General features: G+C 74.7%; 19 protein-coding genes. 9 read left to right on the top strand and 10 right to left on the bottom strand.

The annotated features are described in order from the left end of the window. Window positions 1-18: 18 nt before the first annotated feature. Window positions 19-1,224 (bottom strand): FAD-dependent monooxygenase, encoded by a 1,206-nt coding sequence (locus tag BLU95_RS02215; protein ID WP_093858419.1) that lies wholly within the window; start codon window positions 1,222-1,224, stop codon window positions 19-21. Window positions 1,225-1,358: 134 nt separating this feature from the next. On the opposite strand from BLU95_RS02215, the gene BLU95_RS02210 reads away from it, so the two are divergent. Further along, window positions 1,359-1,955 (top strand): TetR/AcrR family transcriptional regulator, encoded by a 597-nt coding sequence (locus BLU95_RS02210; RefSeq protein WP_093858418.1) that lies wholly within the window; start codon window positions 1,359-1,361, stop codon window positions 1,953-1,955. Between the two features lie 139 nt (window positions 1,956-2,094). Here BLU95_RS02210 and BLU95_RS02205 read toward each other — a convergent pair whose 3' ends face one another. Then, window positions 2,095-3,573, bottom strand: coding sequence for a purine-cytosine permease family protein (locus BLU95_RS02205; RefSeq protein ID WP_093858417.1), 1,479 nt, complete (start codon window positions 3,571-3,573; stop codon window positions 2,095-2,097). Window positions 3,574-3,855: 282 nt separating this feature from the next. Between BLU95_RS02205 and BLU95_RS02200 the strand changes: the two genes are divergently transcribed. Further along, a complete protein-coding gene (locus BLU95_RS02200) occupies window positions 3,856-4,593 on the top strand; it encodes a VOC family protein (protein WP_093864578.1) in 738 nt (245 codons plus the stop codon). Between the two features lie 63 nt (window positions 4,594-4,656). Here BLU95_RS02200 and BLU95_RS02195 read toward each other — a convergent pair whose 3' ends face one another. Further along, on the bottom strand, window positions 4,657-5,871 hold the full coding sequence (locus tag BLU95_RS02195; RefSeq protein WP_093858416.1) for a saccharopine dehydrogenase family protein: 1,215 nt from the start codon (window positions 5,869-5,871) through the stop codon (window positions 4,657-4,659). 242 nt (window positions 5,872-6,113) lie between these two features. Between BLU95_RS02195 and BLU95_RS02190 the strand changes: the two genes are divergently transcribed. From BLU95_RS02190 to BLU95_RS02180, 3 genes are all read left to right on the top strand, one after another. Beyond that, complete coding sequence (locus BLU95_RS02190; protein ID WP_173861996.1) at window positions 6,114-6,674, top strand: dihydrofolate reductase family protein; 561 nt, start codon at window positions 6,114-6,116, stop codon at window positions 6,672-6,674. A gap of 298 nt (window positions 6,675-6,972) precedes the next feature. Beyond that, on the top strand, window positions 6,973-7,215 hold the full coding sequence (locus BLU95_RS02185; RefSeq protein WP_400745199.1) for a DUF397 domain-containing protein: 243 nt from the start codon (window positions 6,973-6,975) through the stop codon (window positions 7,213-7,215). A gap of 122 nt (window positions 7,216-7,337) precedes the next feature. Next, window positions 7,338-8,297, top strand: coding sequence for a Scr1 family TA system antitoxin-like transcriptional regulator (locus BLU95_RS02180; protein WP_093858414.1), 960 nt, complete (start codon window positions 7,338-7,340; stop codon window positions 8,295-8,297). Between the two features lie 104 nt (window positions 8,298-8,401). Here BLU95_RS02180 and BLU95_RS02175 read toward each other — a convergent pair whose 3' ends face one another. Then, a complete protein-coding gene (locus tag BLU95_RS02175; protein WP_286158614.1) occupies window positions 8,402-9,229 on the bottom strand; it encodes an SAM-dependent methyltransferase in 828 nt (275 codons plus the stop codon). A 200-nt stretch (window positions 9,230-9,429) separates the two neighbouring features. After that, a complete protein-coding gene (locus tag BLU95_RS02170; protein WP_093858412.1) occupies window positions 9,430-9,876 on the bottom strand; it encodes an RNA polymerase sigma factor in 447 nt (148 codons plus the stop codon). A 773-nt stretch (window positions 9,877-10,649) separates the two neighbouring features. Here BLU95_RS02170 and thpR point away from each other — a divergent pair. After that, the gene (gene thpR, locus BLU95_RS02165) at window positions 10,650-11,267 is read left to right on the top strand and encodes an RNA 2',3'-cyclic phosphodiesterase (RefSeq protein ID WP_093864576.1); all 618 of its coding nucleotides are present in this window, start codon (window positions 10,650-10,652) and stop codon (window positions 11,265-11,267) included. 150 nt (window positions 11,268-11,417) lie between these two features. Then, on the top strand, window positions 11,418-12,512 hold the full coding sequence (locus tag BLU95_RS02160) for a zinc-dependent alcohol dehydrogenase family protein (protein WP_093858411.1): 1,095 nt from the start codon (window positions 11,418-11,420) through the stop codon (window positions 12,510-12,512). Between the two features lie 102 nt (window positions 12,513-12,614). Here the strand turns inward: BLU95_RS02160 and BLU95_RS02155 are convergent, their stop codons facing one another. Together BLU95_RS02155 and BLU95_RS02150 are read right to left on the bottom strand one after the other, a co-directional pair. Beyond that, window positions 12,615-13,982, bottom strand: a complete 1,368-nt coding sequence (locus BLU95_RS02155; RefSeq protein WP_093858410.1) for an amidase family protein — start codon at window positions 13,980-13,982, stop codon at window positions 12,615-12,617. A 124-nt stretch (window positions 13,983-14,106) separates the two neighbouring features. Then, on the bottom strand, window positions 14,107-14,466 hold the full coding sequence (locus BLU95_RS02150; protein ID WP_093858409.1) for a hypothetical protein: 360 nt from the start codon (window positions 14,464-14,466) through the stop codon (window positions 14,107-14,109). 318 nt (window positions 14,467-14,784) lie between these two features. On the opposite strand from BLU95_RS02150, the gene BLU95_RS02145 reads away from it, so the two are divergent. Beyond that, window positions 14,785-16,260 carry a glutamate synthase subunit beta gene (locus tag BLU95_RS02145; RefSeq protein ID WP_231978210.1) on the top strand — a complete coding sequence of 492 codons (1,476 nt, stop codon included), beginning with the start codon at window positions 14,785-14,787 and terminating at the stop codon, window positions 16,258-16,260. A 25-nt stretch (window positions 16,261-16,285) separates the two neighbouring features. Here the strand turns inward: BLU95_RS02145 and BLU95_RS45465 are convergent, their stop codons facing one another. Next, window positions 16,286-16,711: a hypothetical protein gene (locus BLU95_RS45465; RefSeq protein WP_159424730.1), complete on the bottom strand. Its 426-nt coding sequence runs from the start codon at window positions 16,709-16,711 to the stop codon at window positions 16,286-16,288. 387 nt (window positions 16,712-17,098) lie between these two features. After that, window positions 17,099-17,710: a TetR/AcrR family transcriptional regulator gene (locus tag BLU95_RS02135; RefSeq protein ID WP_093858406.1), complete on the bottom strand. Its 612-nt coding sequence runs from the start codon at window positions 17,708-17,710 to the stop codon at window positions 17,099-17,101. Window positions 17,711-17,813: 103 nt separating this feature from the next. Here BLU95_RS02135 and BLU95_RS02130 point away from each other — a divergent pair, with 103 nt between their 5' ends. After that, window positions 17,814-18,284, top strand: a complete 471-nt coding sequence (locus BLU95_RS02130; protein ID WP_093858405.1) for a nuclear transport factor 2 family protein — start codon at window positions 17,814-17,816, stop codon at window positions 18,282-18,284. A 33-nt stretch (window positions 18,285-18,317) separates the two neighbouring features. Here the strand turns inward: BLU95_RS02130 and BLU95_RS02125 are convergent, their stop codons facing one another. Then, window positions 18,318-18,752: a hypothetical protein gene (locus tag BLU95_RS02125; protein WP_093858404.1), complete on the bottom strand. Its 435-nt coding sequence runs from the start codon at window positions 18,750-18,752 to the stop codon at window positions 18,318-18,320. Between the last annotated feature and the right edge of the window lie 88 nt (window positions 18,753-18,840).

Below are 18,840 nucleotides of genomic sequence, written 5' to 3'. Positions count from 1 at the left end.
GACGGGAGCCCGATGCGCTCAGGCCGGGGCGTCGAGGTCCCGGGTGCCCAGGACCGGCGGCCGCCAGTCGTACGTCGGCCCCGAGCGCCCGAGCAGGACGCGGGCGGGCAGCAGGCCGGCCAGGGCGAGGGCGGTGTCGCGCAGGAAGGCGGCGGCGGGGTTCCGGAGGGCGACGAGGTCGCCGATGCGCCGGGACCCGGCGACGATGCCGGTGGTGCGCGGCAGGCGGGCGGCGGTGTAGGCGGGGAGGCCGGCGGCCGGGTCCGTGGACGGGGTGAGCGGGGCGGCGAGGACGACGGCGTCCTCGATCGCCTGGCAGGCGCCCTGGCCCTGGAACGGGCACATCGCGTGGGCGGCGTCGCCGAGCAGGGCGACCCGGCCGAAGTGGTGGGCGGGCAGGGGGTCGGCGAGGTCCCACACGTCGTGGCGCAGGACGCGCCCGGGTTCGGCGAGCGCGAGGAGCTGGGGCACGGGCGCGCACCAGGTGCCGAACCGGCGCAGGAGTTCGGCCCTCTCGTCGCCGTCGGCCGCCCGGGCGCCGGCCGGGGCGAGCGCCGCGCCGTACAGGTAGACCCTGCCGTCGGCGAGCGGGACGACACCGGCGAGCCGGCCGCGCCCCCAGACCTCGCCGGCGGCCTCCGGGCGGCGGGCGGGGGTCACGACGGTGCGCCAGCTGGTGAAACCGCTGTAGCGGGGGCCCGGGTGCCCGGGGAAGAGCAGGTCGCGGGTCGCGGACCGGATGCCGTCGGCGGCGACGACCAGTGCGGCGGCCCGTTCGCCGTCGGCGGTGCGGACGACGGCGGGCTCGGTGCCGCTCCCCGGGGTGACCAGGGCGGCCGGCGAGTCGGTGCGGACGGTGCCCGCGGGGAGGGCGTCGACCAGGGCCGCGACGAGCTCGGCGCGGGCGACGGCGGCGACGGTGTCGCCGAAGCGGGCCTCGAAGGTCGCCGTGTCGGTGCGGGCGAGCCAGCGGCCGGAGGGGTGGCGCAGGCCGATCGCCGGATGCGGGGCGGCCAGGGCGCGCAGGCGCTCGCCGACGCCGAGCCGGTCCAGGGCGCGCAGGGCGTTGGGGGCGAGGGCCAGTCCGGCCCCGACGGGTTCGAGCGAGGCGGCGCGCTCGTGCACGGTCACCGGGATCCCCTGCCGGTGCAGGGCGAGGGCGGCCGCGAGGCCGCCGATCCCGCCGCCGATGACGACGGCCGGGTGCGCGTTCGTGGTGGACATGGTGAGCCCCTTCTCCCCGCCACTACGGCTGTAGTGACCTCCCGGCAGTACCGTACTACAGCTGTAGTGAAAGTGGACTACTCTTGTAGTGAGAACACGTCGAGCCCCGGCCGGGGCAGCTCGCAGGAGGGGCCATGATCGGATCCATGACGCCGCACCGTCCGACACTGATCGCCGACGCCGCCATCGCCCTGATCGCCGAACGCGGTCTGCGCGGGCTGACCCACCGCGCCGTGGACGAGGAGGCCGGACTTCCCGCCGGCTCGACCTCCAACCTCGCCCGGACCAGGGCCGCGCTGCTCGACCTCGCCCTCGCCCGCATCGTCGAACGGGAGACCGAGGGGAGCCCGGTCACGGCCGGCCCGCTCCCCGACGGCGCCGCGGCGCGGGACCTTCTGGTCGAGGGCGGCGCGGACCTGCTGCACCGGGCGCTCACGGTCGGCCGCACGCTCACCCTGGCCCGGCTCGAACTCGCGCTGGAAGCCACCCGCCGGCCCGAGCTGCGCACCGGCTACGACCGGCTGGGCGCCCGCTTCACCGACCTGGCCACCGCGCTGCTGGCGCGGTGCGGCTCCGCCGACCCGGCGGGCGACGCCCGGCGGCTGATCCGCTGGTGCGACGGGGTGCTGTTCAACTCGACGGCCGGGAGCGGTCACCGTCACGTCCCGACGGCGGAGGAACTGCGCGGGGAGACGCGGCGGTACCTGGCCGCGCTGCTCGACCGCGACTGAGCGGGCGCCGGGGCTCCGCCGCGCACCGCTTGCCGCCGCCCGCCCCCGCCGCCGGGGCGCCGGGCGGAACAGCATCGCCCCGGCCGGAGCGGCCGGGGCGATCGGAGCCGAAGGGCTCAGGGGTGACAGGAGCCGGGGATCAGACGGCGACCCGTTCGGGACGCTCCGCCGCCGTGTCGGCCGGCCGGTCCGCGTCGGTGGACGTGTTCTCCCGGGGGGCGGGCAGCACGGCCATGATCACGCCGGAGACCACGATGGTGGCCGCCCAGGCGAGCCCGTACCGGCCGACCGGGGTGTCGGACAGCGGGCCGGCGAACCAGTCGCACTTGGTGAAGGCCAGCCCGACCAGCAGTGCCAGCACCCACGACACCATCGCCTGCCAGCAGAAGCCGCCGACGTACCAGTACCGGCTGGTCCGGCCGGTGTCCATGAGCGCGGCGGCGTCGTAGCGCACCGCGCGCGAGCGACGGCGGAACATGTCCACCGCGTAGACGCCGATCCAGGCCGAGAAGGAGACCGCGAGCAGGATCAGGAAGGTGATGAAGGAACCCAGGAAGCTCGTCGCGACCAGCATCAGCAGCAGGCCGCCGACCAGCGAGATCACGGCGTTGATGCTGACGGCCATGGCGCGCGGCAGCTTGACGCCCATGGTCTGGGCGGTGAAGCCGGCCGAGTACATCGAGAGGCTGTTGATCAGCAGCATGCCCACGATCGCGGTCAGCAGGTACGGCACGGCCAGCCAGGTCGGCAGCAGGTCGCCGAGGAAGGAGACCGGGTCCGCGGCCTCGGCCAGACCGGGGGAGGCCACCGCCATCACGGCGCCCATCAGCACCATCGGCACCATCACCAGGCCGGCGCCGGAGACCGTCACGCCGACGATCTTCCGGCCGGAGGCGGAGTGCGGCAGGTAACGGGCGAAGTCGGGGCCGGTGGGGACCCAGCTGATACCGCCGGCGGCGATGGTCCCGATGCCGGCGACCATCATCGCGGTGGTGCCCGCGGGCTTGGCGAAGACCTCGCTCCAGTCCATGGTCGCGACCAGGTAGCCGAGCACCAGCACGCTGAAGACGCCGAAGAGGTAGGTCGACCACGTGTTGCAGACGTTCAGCGCCTTCCGTCCGAGGCCGGAGACCAGGAAGGTGCAGGCGACGAAGAGGAAGAGCGTGACGACGATCAGCGCGGTGTTGCTCCGGACGCCGAAGAGCAGGTCGAGCACGGTCAGGACGGCGTAGGCGCCGGTGACGGCGTTGATCGTCTCCCAGCCGAACCGGGCGATCCAGAGGATCGCGCCGGGGAAGAGGTTGCCCCGCACACCGAAGGTGGCCCGGGACAGCGTGGCACCCGGAGCCCCGCCCCACTTCCCCGAGACCGAGAGCAGTCCGACCATCCCGAAGGAGGCGAGCGCGGCGCACGCGGCGACGATCAGGACCTGCCAGAAGTTCAGCTGGTTGAACACCACCAGGGCCGCGCCCATGGTGAGCAGCAGGACGCTGATGTTCGCCGCGACCCAGGTCGGGAAGAGTTCGCGGACTCTGCCCCGGCGCTCGTGGTCCGGGACGGGTTCGATACCGCGGGTCTCCATCGCGCCGTCGGTGTCGGCGGTGGACGGGTTGTCCATGAGGGTGGCTCCGTGCGTGTGAAGCGGGAGATTAATCGGGCATAGTTGAACATTTATGGAAGTCTTCGCGCGTAGCGCGAAGGTTGGTTCATCCTACTTGTCTGCTTCGATCCGGGATGCGACCTGGATGCGACCTGGATGCGACCCTGGGCGCGACCCGGGCTCCGGCCTCGGCTCAGACCCGGCGCCGGTCCCGTCCTCGCCCCGGCCTCGGCTCCCGCCCCGCTCCCGGCTCCGGAAACGCCCTGGTCGGACCGTGGGCCCGCTCATATGATCTTGTCCATGGCAACACGACTTGTGCAGATCAACATGAAGGCCCTGGACGACTCCGCGCTGGGCCGGTTCTGGGCGGAGGTGCTCGGCTGGGGGATCGAGAGCGAGGGTCCCGGGGTGACCTGCCTCGAACCCGCGGGAGTCCCCTACCCGGACCCGTCGACGATCTTCATCGACCTGGTGGCCCGTCCGGAGCCCAAGACCGGGAAGAACCGGGTGCACCTCGATCTGGCCACCACCTCGGCCGCCCACCAGGCCGAGCTGGTCGCACGCCTGAGGGACCTCGGCGCGACCCTTGCCGACGTCGGTCAGGGCGACGTCCCCTGGACGGTCATGGCGGACCCGGAGGGCAACGAGTTCTGCGTCCTGGAACCCCGCCCGGTCTACGGGGACACCGGGCCGGTCGCGGCGGTGGTCGTCGACTGCGCCGACCCGCGGGAGATGGCGCGCTTCTGGGGCGCCGCGACGGACTGGACGGTGCACGAGGTCGCCGACGACCACGCGACCATGCGGTCCGCCCACGGTGTCGGCCCGTACCTGGAGTTCGTCCGCACCCCCGACCCCAAGACCGGGTGGAACCGCGTCCACCTCGACATCCGCCCCTACCCGGGTGACGACCTCCAGGCGGAGGCGGCGCGGCTGCGCGCCCTGGGAGCCACCGATCCGGGGTTCGACGCGTCTGCGATCTCGTGGACGGTCCTGGCCGACCCGGAGGGCAACGAGTTCTGCCTCCTCGCCCCGAAGTGACACCGGGCGCCCCCGGTGGCCGTCCTGACGGGGGTGGCCGTCCCGACGGGTCGCCGGGGGAGTTCAGCGGCCGGGGGCACCCGTCGGCGTGCCCTCGAGCACCCGGAAGGAGATCCCGGCCGAGATCAGCCGGTCGATCAGCGGGCGCCCCATCGCCACCGCCGTGGTCAGCTGCCCGGCCGTGGGAGGCAGGTCGTCGTGGGCGAGGCAGAGCGCGGACTCGGCGAGCATGACCGCGGTCTCCTGGTAACCGGGATCGCCCCCGGACACCTCGGTGACCAGCGGCCGGCCGAGATCCGTCCGGGCCACGAACCGCACGGTGAACCAGGACCCGGCCCGCTGCCCGGCGCCCGGGCCCTCGCCGGGCTTCCGCAGTCGCTCCACTGTGCGGCGCAGCGGCCGCAGTTGGGCCGCGAGGGCGATCGCCGCGACGGCGGCGACGCCGCCGACCGCGATCGGCAGTCGCCGCACGGCGGCGTAGTGCGTGTAGCCGAAGTCCGGGCCGTAGGCCTCCAGGGCGGCGGCCGAGCGCCCCACCACCTGCGGGTCGATGGTGGGCAGCGGCAGCGCCCAGGCCCGGGCCGCCCGTGAGCGGTGCGGGCGTCCGGCCGGTGTGCGGACGCGCCGTCCGGCCGGTCGCGGATCGGCCGCGCGGCGCTCCCGGGCGGCCCGCGCCATCGCGCGCGGCCTGGAGAAGGCGGTCATCGCCGAGGCCAGGGTGCCGCCGGAGACGGTGCCGGCGACGCGGACGAAGCCCTCGACCGAGATCCGCTGCGGCGCCGTGCCGCGGCGCAGCAACTCCTCGACGGTGAACAGCACCCCGAGGTCGTGCGGCACCGAGTCGAAGCCGCAGGCGTGGACCAGCCGCGCGCCGGTGGCCACCGCCCGTTCGTGGTGGCGCAGGTACATCCGGTCGACGAACTCCGGCTCGCCGGTGAGGTCCACGTAGTCGGTGCCGCTGTCCGCGCAGGCGGCGACCAGCGGTTCGCCGTACCGGAGGTAGGGGCCGACCGTGGACACCACCACCCGGGCCGAGGCGGCCACCTCTCGCAGGGCCTCGCGGTCCCCGGCGTCGGCGACCAGCAGCGGCAGTCCGGCGCAGCGCGGATCGATCCCGGCCAGTCCGGCGCGGACGGCGGCGAGCCGGTCCGCGTCCCGGCCGGCGAGCGCCCAGCGGCAGCCCTCGGGCGCGGCCCGGGCCAGGTACTCGGCGGTGAGCCGGCCGGTGAACCCGGTGGCTCCGAACAGGACGAGGTCGTACGGGCGCGCTGCGGCCATCAACAGTCCCTACTCGTGGGTAATCGCCCGCGCCACGCTAGGAGTCCGTTGCGGCACTGTCAACGACCCGCTCCGGGAGCGTGCGGAGACGTCCCGCTGTCCGGCGGCCCGGCCGCGCTCGCGGATGCTCCGGAAGATTCTTCCGCCGGGAGCGATGAGTTTCGGTCCGTCGGCCGGTCCGACCATGTGAAAGCAAGCAACCGACCCGGTGCCCGGGCACCGGGAGACGCAGGGAGATCCTGATGCGCAAGCTCACCGCAGGTCTGTTCATCGCTGCCGACGGCGTGGTGGAGAGCCCGGAGCAGTGGCACTTCCCCTACTTCGACGCGGAGATGGGCGCGGCGGTCGGCGCCCAGATGGCGGCGGCGGACACCGTGCTGCTCGGCCGTGCCACCTACGAGGGCTTCGCCGAGGTCTGGCCGGGCCGGGAGGACGCCGGCGGCGAGGAGGGCGGGATGGCGAAGGTGCTCGGGGACGTGCGCAAGGTCGTCGTCTCCCGCTCGGCGCTGGAGCTGACCTGGCGCAACTCGGAGCAGTTGAAGGGTGACCTGGTCGAGGGTGTCACCGCACTGAAGCGGGAGGAGGGCGGCCGGATCGGGATGTCCGGCTCGGTCTCGGTAGTGCGGGCCCTGCTGGCGGCCGGGCTGATCGACGAGCTTCACCTGCTCGTCCACCCGATCGCGGTCGGGCGCGGCATCCGTCTGTTCGAGGAGGGCGCGGACCCGATCCGGCTGAAGCTCCTGAGCAGCACGGCCTTCGCCAGCGGCGTCCTGAACACCGTCTACGGACCGGCCGACGAGTAGCGGGGACGGTCCGTCACGGTCCGGCCGGCCGGTGGCGGACGCGGTCCATGACGACCCGTCCGGCCGGTGGCGGGCACGGCCCGTACGGCAGTGCTATCAGCCGCTCACAATAGATATGCATAAAGCGGTCCGCATTCACCCTAATAGGGAGTGGCGCTGTTCGATTGTCGGGGTGAATGATTCAAGGCGCCCGCCCTGCGCAATCCCGCACGGGATTGCGCAGCGGTGCCACCAGGGCACTTCTCCGTGCGTATGAAGATCGGAGGAGCGGGCGCCCAGCGGACAGTGGAGATGGCTGATCGTGATCGACTACTTCAACGGCATGCCGGCCGACGTCATCGAGGCGACGGACGGCTGGCAGAAGGCCCGGGCCAGCCAGGGCACGGGCGCCTGCCTCGAGCTGCGGAAACTGGACGACGGCCAGGTGGCCCTGCGCAACAGCCGCTTCCCGAGCGGTCCGGCCCTGGTCCTGACCGCGACGGAGATCGCGGCACTGCTGAGCGGTGTGAAGAACGGCGAATTCGACCGGCTGGCGGTTTGAGTTCGTCATACCGGCACCCGGGTCCAGCGGTCCGGCGTGACGGCGGCGCCCCCCTTGTGTGAAGCTGATCCCGACCGTTCGGGGTGAGTTTCGGAATCGTGCCCAAGGGGGGCCCTTTGGCCATGGAGGACCGTGCAGTTCCGTTCGGGCGGCCCGCGCCCGACCCGCCGGGTTCCTGGGGCGTTCCCGCCCTGCTCCTCGGCGCGGAGCTGAAGATCGAGCGCGGCACCCTGACCCAGCGCCAGGTGCTGGAGCGGACCAGGGTCAAGGTCTCCACGTCGGTCTACAGCCGGATCGAGAACGGCGAGATGCGGATCGACAAACCGGCCGTGGTCGAAGCCCTCCTGGACGCCCTCGGGGTGCGGCCCGGGCCCCGGCGCGCACAACTGCTCCAACTCGCCCACGACGCCTCGGCGGAAGGGTGGGCGAACTCGGTGCGGGCCCGCTCCCGCGCCGCCTACCGCGAGGCCGTGCCGGACTCCATGCTGCGGCTGACCAGTCTGGAGGAGTGGGCCGCGCGGCAGGTCATCATCGACACCAATGTGATCCCCGGGGTGCTGCAGATCCCCCGGTACCGCGAGCTGGTGACGGGCCGGACCCTGCTCGCCAGCCAGCGGAGGCTCGCGGACCGGATCATCGAGGTCCGGGGGCTGCGCGCCGAACGGTTCGCGGCCAGACTCCCGAGGTCGACCTTCTTCGTCCAGCGCAGCGCCCTCTACGCCGACTTCGGCGATCCCGGGATGATGGTCGACCAGCTGTCGGTGCTGCTGCGGCACGTGGACGAGGAGCGTTCGCCGGTCGCGGTCCGGGTGATCGCGGTGGAGAACCCCCTCGCGCTCCAGGTGACTTCGCTGATCCGGCTCAGCTTCGAGCAGGGCTCCTTCGCCGCGCCGGACGTCATCTACACCGAGGCCGGAGGGCGGGGCGAGTTCCATCGGGGCCCGATCGCCGGGGAGGAGGCCGACAGCGACTACCTCGACTACCAGGACCTCAGTGACATGGTCATCCGCCAGGCTCCCGGGCCGGTGCCGAGCCGCGAACTGGTCGTCGAGGCACTCGAGCGGCACCGCTCCCGACTCTGACGCCGCCACCGCATGCCCGTCGCCCCGGCCCCGCCGGGCCGGTGGGCGGCCGGGTCGGCGGCACCCCGGCGGAGCGGGGCCGGTGGGCAGCCGGGCCGGCGTGCTCAGTCGACGGTGGCCAGGCCTCCGAACTCGATCCACTCCTGGGTGGCCTGGCGCCGGACCAGATCCGTGTCGGGTCGCCAGTCGGTGACGTCGAGCAGGCCGACCTCCTCCTCGATCCGGAGCCGGGGCACGGTGAAGAGTTCGGCCACCTCGGCCTCGGTCCGTACCCGGCCCCAGCGGTTGCCGGTCTGTTCCCGCATCAGCTCGGTCACCGCGTCGCGGATCCGGGCGTCCTCGCTCACGAGTTGGCAGATCACCACGACGCTGCCGGGAGCGAGCAGACGCACGGTGTCCTCGACCATCCGGCGCGGGTTGCCCCGGTCGTCGTCCGGGACGCAGTGCAGCACGGACACGAAGAGCGCGGCCACCGGCCTGCTGAAGTCGATGATCCGCGCCGCGTCGGCCGCGATGGCCGCGGTCTCCCGCATGTCCGAGGGCAGGATGAGCACGTTCCGGTTCTCCTCCAGGAACGCGCGTCCGTAGCCCAGGACCAGCGGGTCGTTGTCGATGTAGACCACCTTGCTGGCCGGATCGACGCTCTGGGCGACCTGGTGCACGTTGTTCTGGGTGGGCAGGCCCGACCCGTGGTCGAGGAACTGCCTGATCCCGTAGCGCCGGGCGATGTGGCGCACCACCCGCTCCAGGAAGGCCCGGTTGTTGAGCGCCAGCTCCCGGGTGCTGGGGGCGGTCAGCAACAGTTGGTCGCAGGCCTCGCGGTCGCACGGGTAGTTGTAGTGCCCGCCCAGGAGGTAGTCGTACATCCGCGCCGCGCTAGGCGTGTCCGCGTCAACATAGTGCTCCCGCGATTCGGCCCTCGCGTCGTTCACGGTATCCCCTTGGGTGCGCCGAAGTTCCCTGCCGACAAGTCATTGTGACGACACGTCATCCTAGGTCGGCCCGATCGCGGTTGAAACAACCCGGGTGGGTGAACTGTGGCGGGGCATGGCGATGCCGTGGCGCACCGGCGTCCGCGGGGGAGCGGTCGGGTGCGCCACGGCGGGGCGGGCGCCTTCGATGGGGCGTGCGGTCAGGCGCCCCCGTTCCGGCCGCCGGGGTCGAGTCCGGCCAGGATCCGGCGGGCGGCCCGCAGCTGGACCTGCAGTTCGGGTTCGCCCAGGCCCATCAGGGCCGCGGCGTCCTTGGGGGCGAGGCCCAGGCGCTCGTGCAGGAGCGCCGCGTCGGCCGGGCGGTCGGGCAGTGCGCGGTGCAGGTCGTCCGCCGGGGCGTCGGCGGCCTCGACGCGGGCCGTGGTGACGCTCTCCCGCAGCACGTCCCAGGTGAAGGCGGCGGGGTCCCCGCGGAGCGCCGCGCTCCAGCTCAGCTCGGCCCGGCGCAGGACCCGCGCGACGACCGCCGCCGCCAGCGAGCGGTCGCCCAGCCGGGCGCCGGCGTACCGCTCGTAGCTGTGGCGGTGGAGCTGGACGAAGGCCGCGTAGCCGACCGGGCCGGTCGCGGGCCTGTGCGGACCGGGCACCACGTCTCCGATCGGGGTCGGGTCGCAGATGTGCGAGGGCGGTCGAGTGGCAGGGGAGGCGCGGGTGGTCGCGTGGTGCGCGGGGCGCGCGCCGGGGGCCGGAGTTCCGGGTCGGGGGCGCGCGTCGACCGGCCTCCGTCAGAAGGGGGCCGGGCGCGGTTCGCTCAGCGGTGGCGGGTCCGGCGGCCCGGCTCCGGCGCGGTCCGGGCGCCCCGCCCCGCGCTCAGCAGGCCGGGAATCATTCCGAGGCGTTGCCGCCCGCCCGCGCCGTCGGCGTACGCCGCGCGGTCGGCCGCGAACAGGACGGGCGGACGGTGGAGTCGGGGCCGTCCGGGGTGGCGCGCAGGCCACGAAGTCCCGTGGGCGCGCTGCCGCCCCTGCTAGCGTGGGAGATCACCGGGGGCGGGTCCGCCCACCCCCGGGAGGGTCGGTCATTCACAGGTGTGCCTCATCTTCTGTGATCGGCCCGTGCGCCCCACTCGGTGTCCGACCACTGGGTGGGGCAACCCCATTACGGGAAAAGGCCGTTGAGCAGAACCGTACCGCCCTGGTGGGCGCGTTCCGGCCGTTCCGGACCGCGCGGGATCCCCCGGTCGGATCCGGTCGCCACCCGGTCGGATCCGGGCCGGCACAGGCCCCGACCGCCCCGTCCCGAGCAGGTACGATCGCCCGCCGTGCCACGCCCCGAGCCCGCGCCGACGACCGGGCCCCGCCGCCCCGGCCTCCGGACACCGGTGGGCGGGGCCGCTCAGGCCTGGGCTAACCTCCCCTTCGTGGACGATCACCCCGAGCCCTCGACCCTGCGCGTCTTCGTGGCCCTCGCCCCGCCCGACGACGCCAAGGACGAACTGGCCCGGGCCCTGCGCCCCGCCTACGAGACCTTCCCGGGACTGCGGTGGAACCGGATCGAGGACTGGCACATCACCCTGGCCTTCCTGGGCGAACTGCCCTCCACGGCGGTGCCCCCGCTGCGCGCGGCACTGGCCGCCCCGGCGGCGTCGCGCCCCGCCCTGGACCTGCGCCTGCGCGGCGGCGGCCACTTCGACGAGCGGCTGCTGTGGAGCGGGATCGACGGCGACCTGGAGGGACTGCACGCCCTCGCCGCCGACGTCCGCGAGGTGATCGGCTCCTGCGGCATCACCTTCCGGGACCGCCCGCTGCGCCCCCATCTGACTCTGGCCCGCTCCCGCCGCGACGACGCCACCAGCGTCCCGCTCGCCGCGGCCGGGCTCACCGGGTTCGAGGGCCGGACGTGGCCGACGGAACGCCTGCACCTCGTCGGCAGCAACATCGGCCGGGGCCCCGGCCCGATCCGCTACCGCGACATCGAGGCGTGGCGGTTCGGCTCCGCCGTCCCGAGCGACGGCGCGGGCACCCCCACCGCCCGGTAGCGAGGAGGTCACCGCGGCGGCGCACGGGCGACCGAACCGCGGGAGGGGCCCGGGTCACGGTCGCCATTCCCGGCCGGGAATTGAGCGGAGAACGGGGCCGGCGGCACGCTGGAGGCACACACCGAACGCCTCACCACCGGGGGACCGATCATGACCACCACCGCGCCCGCCACGGCCGTCGCCGCGCCCGCCACGGCCACCGCCGTCCCGACGGCCACCGCCGCGTTCCCCTCGACGGTGCGCAGCTACCACCTCGGCGCGGGCAGCGGCCCGGAGCGGCTGACGCTGCGCACGGCCCGGCCGAGGACCCCCGGGCCGGGGGAGGTCGCGGTCGCGGTCCGCGCGGTCTCGCTGAGCTTCCGGGAGCTGCTGGTGCTGCGCGGGCAGTACGTGCTGCCGGTCAAGCCGGACCTCGTCCCGGTCTCCGACGGCGCCGGGGAGGTGGTCGCCGTCGGACCGGGCGTCCGGTGGGCGCGCCCGGGGGACCGGGTCACCGCCACCCTGTTCCCGCACTGGCGGGACGGCCGGCTGGCGGCGGACCTGCTTCCGCAGCTCGGCGGCTCGCTCGACGGCATGCTGACCGAGCTGGCCGTCCTCCCCGAGCAGGCCCTGCTGCCGGTGCCCGCGCACCTCTCGTACCAGGAGGCGGCCACCCTGCCCTGCGTCGGCCTCACCGCCTGGAACGCGCTGACCGGCGACGGCCGCGGCGTGCGCCCGGGGGAGACCGTCCTCACCACCGGCTCCGGGGGAGTGTCCCTGTTCGCGATCCAGTACGCCCACGCCCTCGGCGCGCGGGTGATCGCCACCACCGGGAGCCCGGCGAAGCAGCGGCGACTGCGCGACCTGGGCGCCGACGAGGTGATCGACTACCGGGAGCGGCCCGACTGGCACACCGCGGTCCGGGAACTGACCGGCGGACGCGGTGTCGACCGGGTCGTCGACACCGCCGGATCGCTGGAGCAGTCGCTGAAGTCGCTCGCCGTCGACGGCCACCTCGCCCTCGTCGGCTCCGTCTCCGGCGACTGGCCGGCGGTCGACCCGCGCCTGCTGTTCGGCGCCGCCGCGACCGTCCGGGCGGTGGCGGTCGGCAGCCACGCCCAGTTCGCGGCCATGAACGACTTCGTCGCCGAGCACGCCCTGCGCCCCGTCGTCGACCGGGTCTTCCCGTTCGAGGAGGCGGCGGCGGCCTACACCTACTACGAGCGGGCCAACCCGCTGGGCAAGGTCGTCATCGCCGTCGGCTGACCGGTACTCCGTCCCGACCGGCCACGGGGGTCCCGACCGGCCACGGGGGTGCCGATCGGACGGCGGGGTGCCCGACGGGACGGCCGTGGGCACCCCGCCCCGTCACGGGCGGGCCCCACCGGCCTCCCCCGGCCGCAGCAGGGCGTCGATCCGGGCGGCCACGGCCAGCAGCTCCCGGTCACCGCCGCGCGGTCCGACCAGCTGGAGACCGACCGGCGGCGAGCCGTCGACCGGCAGCGGCACCGTGACCGAGGGCAGCCCCGCCGTGGCCGAGGGGGAGGTGTTGCGGATCAGGGTGGGGAACGTCGGCACGTCCCGGCCGTTGAGGGGGAGCGACTCCTCGTGCCGGTGCAGCGGCCGGGCGCACACCGGCACGGTGGGGCTCAGCAACGCGTCCACGCCGTTCGCCGCGAAGAGTTCGGCGTAGGCGGCCTGCAGCGCTCGGCGTTCCACGAGCGCCCCGCGCAGCGCGTCCGGCCCCGGGTACCCCGGGCCGGTGGGCAGTGCGGCGGCCCGGAGCAGTCCGGCGACGGCCGGGTCGGCGGCCGCCTCGACCACCTCGGCCGCGGTGCGCCCGACGCCGTGTTCGGCCAGGTAGCGCTCGAGAGCGGTGGCGAACTCCCCGAACACGAGGTGCATCCCGGCCCGGGCGTCGGACTCGACCAGGTGCCCGGTGTCCACCGGGACCCGGACGGTCCGCGCCGTGCCGAGCCGTTCCACCGCGGCCTCCCAGGCCGCCCGGACCGGGGCCTCCAGGTCCTCGGCGAACACCTGCCTCGGCAGGCCGAGCCGGAGCGGGCGGTCCGGCGGCGCTGTCCCGGTGCGGCCGGTGACGAAGGCGTCCAGGGCGGCGAGCAGGTCCAGGCTGCGCGCCATCGGTCCGGGGGTGTCCCGGGTGACCGACAGCGGTGTGACACCGGCGGAGGGATAGCGTCCGGCGCTCGGGCGCAGGCCGTAGATCCCGTTGAGCGCGGCCGGGATGCCGACGGACCCGCCGGTGTCGGTGCCGAGCCCGGCGTCCACGACGCCCGAGGCCACCGCGGCGGCCGTACCGCCGCTGCTGCCGCCGGCGAACAGGGCCGGGTCGGTGCCGTTGCCGACCGCGCCGAACGTGGGGTTGCCGGAGGTGACGCCCAGCGCCAGCTCGTGCATGTTGGTCTTGCCCAGGACGATCGCGCCGGCCGCGCGCAGCGCCGCGACGACGGGTGCGTCGGCGGCGGGGACGAACCCGGCGAGCCCCGGGGTGCCCGCCGTGTTGGGCAGGCCCGCGACATGGACGTTGTCCTTGACGGCCAGGCACCAGCGGCGGGCGCCGCGGCCGCGCCGGTCGTGGCGGGCCGCCTCCGCCCCGGCGCCCTCGGCGTCGAGGGTGATGAAGGCGTTGAGGTGCGCGACGGCGGCCGCCCGCTCCAGGGCCGCCGCCACCGCCTGCTGCGCGGGCCCTCGGCCCGCTGCGCCCTGCCCGACCATGTGCCGCTCCCTCCGTACGACCGGTGCGTGCGCGGTACGACCGCGCTCCAGTCTGACGGGAGGCCGGGCCCGGCACGGCCGGTTCCGGGTGGACTCGCCCGCGAGGGCCCCGCCCGGGGCACCGTCAGGCCGGGATCACCCGGTAGCTCCGCGCCGCGGCCGGAAGGTCGGACTGGGCCAGGGACCCGGTCGCCCACGGGGTGGTGCCGGTGCAGCCGGCACCGGGGTAGAGCAGCACGGACGCCGAGCCGGAGACGACCTGGACCGACCGGGCCGGCGTCGCCAGGGTGTGGCAGGTACCGAGGTCGGAGAGGTCCACCGCGGTGACCGTCCCGGTGCCGGTGGTGCCGGAGTACAGGTACGCGCCCTCCTGCAGCGGAGGCCAGCCGGTGGCATGGGCGGCCCCGGTTCCGACGGTGGCCAGGGCGGCGGCCGCGGCGGCGGCCGTGAGCGTGCCGCGCAGTGTCGTCCTCAGGGTGGCCAAGCAACTCACCTCGTCCTCGGTGGGTGGGCGCGGTGGCTCCCGGCGCGTTCGGCGCGCAGTACGCGACGGACCCGGCGGGGGCACCGCTCCGGCCGGACCCGGCCGGCCACAGCCGAGCCTGGCACGGCCGATCATGGGCCCGGGAGTGCAGAACCGGTCAAACCCGGGCGTCGCCCCGCGCGGCGGTGCGCGGCCCGGCGTGGCCGGCTCCCGGTCACCGCTTCCCGCGAGCCGTTCGTAGGCGTAGCGTGGCCACACGGTGGCGCGTCCGCCGGGGTGCCGCCGGGTCCGTGTCGGCACGCCCTGCCGGAGGCCGCGATGGCAGCAGACCGGATGGCCTTCCTGACCACCCCGCGCGCCGAGCGCGCGCGGCGGGACGCGCGGGAGCGGCTCGAGGACTGGCGGGAGGTGTACCGCCCCGGGGCACTGCTGCCGATCGTCGGCGGGCAGGCCGCCCGCTGCATGGACTGCGGGCTGCCGTTCTGCCACAGCGCCTGCCCGCTCGGCAACCTCGTCCCGGACTGGAACCGGCTGGTCGCCCTGGACGGCTGGCGGGCCGCGGCGGTGCGCCTGCTGGCGACGAACAACTTCCCCGAGTTCACCGGGCGGCTCTGCCCGGCCCCGTGCGAGAGCGCCTGCGTGCTGGCCGTCGACGGCGGAGCGCCGGTCACGATCAAGAACATCGAACTCGCCCTGGCCGACCGCGCCTGGGAGGAGGGCTGGGACCTCCCGCAGCCGCCCGCCAGCGGCACCGGCCGCCGGGTGGCCGTGGTCGGCTCCGGTCCGGCGGGCCTCGCCGCCGCCCAGCAGCTCACCCGGGCCGGCCACACCACCACCGTGTACGAGCGGGACGACCGGCCCGGCGGGCTGCTGCGCTACGGCATCCCGCCGTTCCGGCTGGAGAAGCACCGGCTGGACCGCCGGCTCGACCAGATGCGGGCCGAGGGCACCACGTTCCGCACCGGTCTGCGCGTCGGCCGGGAGGTCTCGGCCGACGAGCTGCGGGCCGGCTGCGACGCCCTGGTGGTCGCGGTCGGCGCCGGGCACCGCCGCGACCTGCCGGTGCCCGGGGGCCGGCTCCCGGGCGTCCACCAGGCGATGGCCTACCTGACCGGCGCAAACCGGGTCGACGAGGGCGAACTCCCGGCCGCGCCGGTGTCCGCCGAGGGTCTCCGGGTCGTCATCGTCGGCGGCGGCGACACCGCGGCGGACTGCCTCGGCACCGCGCTGCGGCAGCGGGCGGCGGCCGTGACCCAGCTCGACATCAACCCGCGCCCGCCGGTGCGCAGGGATCCCGGGCAGCCCTGGCCGGTCCACCCCAAGGTCCGCCGGGAGACCACCTCGCACGAGGAGGCGGAAGCCACCGGCGGCGGGGTCCGGGTGTTCGCCGCCAGTACGGTCGCCTTCGAGCCGGGCCCGGACGGACGCCTCGCGGCGGTCCGCTTCGCCGACGCCGAGCCACCGGACCGCAAGCCCCGGGCGGGAACCGAGCGCAGCATCCCGGCCGATCTCGCGCTGCTCGCGCTCGGTTTCACCGGCCCCGAGCCGGAGCCCTGGCTGACCGGCGGGCTCGGTCTCACGGTCGGCCCGGACGGCGCCTTCGCCCGCGACGACGGCTTCGCCGCCGGGACGGCCGGCGTCTTCGTCGCGGGCGACGCGGGGCGCGGGCAGTCGCTGATCGTGTGGGCGATCGCCGAGGGCCGCTCGGCCGCCGCCGCGGTGGACCGCTACCTTCGCGGCCGCACCGAACTCCCCGACCCGATCCGGGCGTCCGCCCGCCGGCTGGCGCTGTGACGCGGGGAGCCGAAGGGCCCGTGGGTCAGAGCTTGTCGGCGCAGGCGAACGGCCCGAACGTGGCCCTGTAGTCGGCGTGCAGCAGGAACTCGAAGGCCGTGCCGGGCGCGCACTTGTCGGGGGTGGCGCCCCGGGCGACGAGCACCGTGGTCACCACCTTGACCACCTTGTACTCCGGTTCGGACGAGCCCGTTCCGTCGCACTTGGTCTCACGGCCGAAGGCTTTTCCGTCGGTGCCGGTCGCTTTCACGACGCAGTCGCCGACGCCGATCATCGGGCCGCCGCCCTGCCCGGGGTCGCCGGGGTGCGGGGCGCTCAGGTTGCGCAGGCAGGCGTACGCCTCGTTCAGGCCGGGGCGGGCGATGCCGCCGCTCGCCCGCACCAGGTTCGGGCCGAGCTCCAGCACGAAGTCGGTGTCGTCCTTGCAGGCGGGCCGCTGCACGGCGGGCACGGTGCGGGGGTCGAAGGCGCCACGGGGGTCGGAGGCGGCGTGGTCACCGCGGGCGGTGCGGGGGACGGTGCGGTCGTCGCCGGAGGGACCGCGGACGGTGGGGACGGTGCGGTGGCCGCCGGTGCGGCGGTCACGGCGCGTACCCAGGATTCTGACGAAAGGTCAGAACGACTGCCGGTGCTGGCCGGAGGGCGTTCTCGCCGGCCGCTCCGGGAGGGTGGTTTGCCGGCGCCGATCCGGGTCAGAAGAGGGCCGGTGGCACGAGCGAGGTCCGGACGGCGAAACTCCCCCCCGCCGCCGTCCGGACCCGCGCCACCGGACGATGCGCCCGGCCGTCGTGGTGATGACACCGGCGGCCGGGCGTGCTCCGTCTGCCGCCTGCCGTGCTCAGGTTGTGGCGCCGGCGGTCGTGCCGGCACGGGCCGAGCCGGTCGTACCGGTGCCCGCCCCGGCGGCGAGGAGCAGTCGGGCGGCCTCCCGGGCCTCGGTGGCGGGGTCCGGGGTCCGGGTGAGGGCGGCCAGGGTGATCGCGCCCTCGGCGAGCAGGGCCAGATGGACCCCGGTGCCGGCCGGAGCGCCGGCGTCCTCGGCGAGTCCGGCGAGGTAGTCGCGCAGGGCCTCCTTGTGCCGACGTGCGGCCCCGGCGACGCCGGGCGCGGTGGCGCCGAGTTCGCCGTAGGAGTTGACGAAGGCGCACCCCCGGAAGCCGGGGCGGGCGAACCAGTCGGCGAGCCAGTCGTACACGGCGAGCACCCGCTCGGCCGGAACGTCGGCGGAGGCGTCCACGTGCGCGGCGAGCTCGGCCAGCCACCGCCGGTCGCGGCGCTCCAGATAGGCCTCGACGAGGTCGTCCTTGGACGGGAAGAGCTGGTAGAGGCGGCGCAGGGTGACCCCGGCGGCGGTGCGGACGGCGTCCATGCCGACGGCCTGGACGCCCTGGGCGTAGAACAGCTCCTCGGCCGCGTCGAGGATCCGGGTACGTGCGGCGTCGGTGTCCATCGGCCCTGTCCTTTACATGAGAACCACGGTTCTCATAGAGTAGCGGACATGGTGAGAACGATCGTTCTCACCCGCTTCCGGCACCATCCAGAAGGAGACCGGCATGTCCGAGCAGCGCCCGCCCCTGCCCCCGTTCACCGAGGAGACCGCCCGCGTGAAGGTCCGGGCCGCCGAGGACGGCTGGAACACCCGCGACCCGCGGCGGGTCTCGCTCGCCTACACCCCGGACAGCCGGTGGCGGAACCGCGCCGAGTTCGTCACCGGGCGCGAGGAGATCGCCGCCTTCCTCACCCGCAAGTGGCAGCGTGAGCACGAGTACCGGCTGATCAAGGAACTCTGGGCACACACCGGCGACCGCATCGCGGTCCGCTTCGCGTACGAGTGGCGCGACGACTCCGGCCAGTGGTACCGCTCCTACGGCAACGAGAACTGGGCCTTCGACCAAGACGGCCTGATGGCGCACCGGCACGCGTCGATCAACGACCTGCCCATCGGCGAGGCCGAGCGCCTGTTCCACTGGCCGCTCGGTCGCCGCCCCGACGACCACCCGGGGCTGACCGACCTCGGGCTCTGACCCCGGGTCCGGAGCCCGCGGTTCCCGGGCGCTTCAGTTGATCGAGTAGGACAGTTTGACCCGGTCGAAGCTGTCGCTGATCCGCAGGCGGAGGTAGTAGACGAACTGGGTGTCGTCGCCGTCCGGATGGGTGGAGAGGGTGCAGGCGTCGCGGAGGGTCACGGTCAGGGGTGTGACCTCGGGCGATCCCGCCGGTCCGATCCTGCCGACCGTCTGCTGTGCGGTGATCTGGGAGTCCGACACGTCGCAGCACTGGTGCACGCTGACGCCCACCGAGCCGTTGCCGGGGATTCCGTTGGGATCGTCGAGCTCCGCCACCAGTTGGATGTTGATCGTGGTGCCGGCGGAAGCGCGGAACGCCGGCGAGAACAGGGTCGCCGTCGTGGAGGCGGTGAACGACTCGTTGATCGGCAGGCTGCGGGAGCCGCTGCACGACTTGTCCGTCCTCAGATCGAGTTCGTCGGACACGGGAGCGTCCTCTCGTGAGGTGGAGGAAATGCCGGATGTCGAGGAAGGGCCGGATGCCGGGGAGGTGTCGGGTGTCGAGGGGGCGCCG

Source organism: Streptomyces sp. TLI_053 (assembly GCF_900105395.1).
Lineage (GTDB): Bacteria > Actinomycetota > Actinomycetes > Streptomycetales > Streptomycetaceae > Kitasatospora.
This window is presented reverse-complemented; position numbering and strand designations above follow the sequence as displayed.

What these genes read in the sequence shown, in the direction of transcription:
- BLU95_RS02215 (WP_093858419.1), bottom strand. Translation starts at nt 1,224, where the DNA reads ATGTCCACCACGAACGCGCACCCGGCCGTCGTCATCGGCGGCGGGATC.
- BLU95_RS02210 (WP_093858418.1), top strand. Translation starts at nt 1,359, where the DNA reads ATGATCGGATCCATGACGCCGCACCGTCCGACACTGATCGCCGACGCC.
- BLU95_RS02205 (WP_093858417.1), bottom strand. Translation starts at nt 3,573, where the DNA reads ATGGACAACCCGTCCACCGCCGACACCGACGGCGCGATGGAGACCCGC.
- BLU95_RS02200 (WP_093864578.1), top strand. Translation starts at nt 3,856, where the DNA reads ATGGCAACACGACTTGTGCAGATCAACATGAAGGCCCTGGACGACTCC.
- BLU95_RS02195 (WP_093858416.1), bottom strand. Translation starts at nt 5,871, where the DNA reads ATGGCCGCAGCGCGCCCGTACGACCTCGTCCTGTTCGGAGCCACCGGG.
- BLU95_RS02190 (WP_173861996.1), top strand. Translation starts at nt 6,114, where the DNA reads ATGCGCAAGCTCACCGCAGGTCTGTTCATCGCTGCCGACGGCGTGGTG.
- BLU95_RS02180 (WP_093858414.1), top strand. Translation starts at nt 7,338, where the DNA reads ATGGAGGACCGTGCAGTTCCGTTCGGGCGGCCCGCGCCCGACCCGCCG.
- BLU95_RS02160 (WP_093858411.1), top strand. Translation starts at nt 11,418, where the DNA reads ATGACCACCACCGCGCCCGCCACGGCCGTCGCCGCGCCCGCCACGGCC.
- BLU95_RS02155 (WP_093858410.1), bottom strand. Translation starts at nt 13,982, where the DNA reads ATGGTCGGGCAGGGCGCAGCGGGCCGAGGGCCCGCGCAGCAGGCGGTG.
- BLU95_RS02145 (WP_231978210.1), top strand. Translation starts at nt 14,785, where the DNA reads ATGGCAGCAGACCGGATGGCCTTCCTGACCACCCCGCGCGCCGAGCGC.
- BLU95_RS02135 (WP_093858406.1), bottom strand. Translation starts at nt 17,710, where the DNA reads ATGGACACCGACGCCGCACGTACCCGGATCCTCGACGCGGCCGAGGAG.
- BLU95_RS02130 (WP_093858405.1), top strand. Translation starts at nt 17,814, where the DNA reads ATGTCCGAGCAGCGCCCGCCCCTGCCCCCGTTCACCGAGGAGACCGCC.